Source organism: Kitasatospora sp. NPDC007106, assembly GCF_040634455.1.
GTDB classification, from domain to species: Bacteria; Actinomycetota; Actinomycetes; order Streptomycetales; family Streptomycetaceae; genus Kitasatospora; species Kitasatospora arboriphila.
Window position 1 is genome coordinate 1 of sequence record NZ_JBEYFP010001340.1, and the last position, 1205, is coordinate 1205.

A 1205-nucleotide genomic window follows, 5' to 3' on the forward strand; every position below is an offset into this window, starting at 1 on the left:
GCGGTGCCCGCCACCGCCCGCGCCCGGGTGAGCCTGCGGGTGCCGCCCGGCACCGACCCGCAGGCGGCCCGCGACGCGCTCGCCGCCCACCTCACCGACGCCGCGCCCTGGGGCGCCGCGGTCGAGGTCGAGACCGAGGGCACCGGCTCGCCGTTCCGCGCCGCCACGAACGGCAGGGCGTACGCGGCACTCGACCGGGCGATGCGGCGGGCCTACGGCAAGCCGGTCTCCTTCCTCGGCCAGGGCGGCTCCATCCCGCTGTGCAACGTGCTCGCCGACACCTACCGCGAGGCGGAGATCGTCCTGATGGGCGTCGAGGAGCCGCGCTGCCTCATCCACGCTCCGAACGAGAGCGTCGATCCGTCCGAGATCGAGCACATGGCCCTTGTCGAGGCCCTGTTCCTGCGGTACTACGCAGACCGTTCCTGACCGTCCCTCCGGAGAGGCCGCCGCCATGCCCGCACCGTTCACCACCGAGGACTTCACCCGCCGGATGGCGCTGGCGGTCGAGACCGCCGCCCTGGCCGGACTCTCCGGACTGGTCGTCACCCCCGGCCCCGACCTCGTCTACCTGACGGGCTACCGGCCGACCGCCCTGACCGAGCGGCTGACCGCACTGCTGCTCACCCCCGACACCGAACCCGTGCTGGTGGTTCCGCGACTGGAACGGCCTGACGCCGAGGCCGCCCCCGGCGCCGCCGCCGTCCGGTTCACCGACTGGACGGACGGCACCGACCCCTACCGCGAGGCGGTCGCGCCCGTCCTGGACCCGGCCGGGTGCTACGGCATCTCCGACTCGGCCTGGGCGCTGCACCTACTGGCCCTCCAGGAGGCGCTGCCGGACAGCCGGTACGCCTCGCTGACCCAGGCCCTGCCGATGCTGCGGGCCGTCAAGGACCCTGACGAGCTGGAGCGGCTCGCCGCGGCCGGCGGCGCCGCGGACGCCACCTACCGGCGGATCCTGGAGGTGCCGTTCGCCGGCCGCACCGAGAACGAGATCGCCGCCGACCTCGCCGCGCTGCTGCTCGAGTACGGGCACAGCCAGGTCGACTTCACCGTCGTCGGCTCCGGCCCGAACGGCGCCAACCCGCACCACGAGGCCGACGACCGGGTGATCCAGGAGGGCGACACCGTCGTCCTCGACTTCGGCGGCCTCAAGGACGGCTACGGCTCCGACACCACCCGCACGGTGCACGTCGGGGAGG

Annotated in this window: 1 protein-coding gene and 1 pseudogene; both read left to right on the top strand. The window is 74.4% G+C overall.

Annotation, left to right across the window (positions count from 1 at the left end; translation table 11 throughout):
- Positions 1 to 429, top strand: a pseudogene (locus ABZ641_RS38320) (dipeptidase); the annotation flags it as partial.
- 25 nt (positions 430 to 454) lie between these two features.
- Positions 455 to 1205 (top strand): M24 family metallopeptidase (locus ABZ641_RS38325; RefSeq protein ID WP_359989286.1); only part of this gene is annotated, 751 nt, incomplete at its 3' end.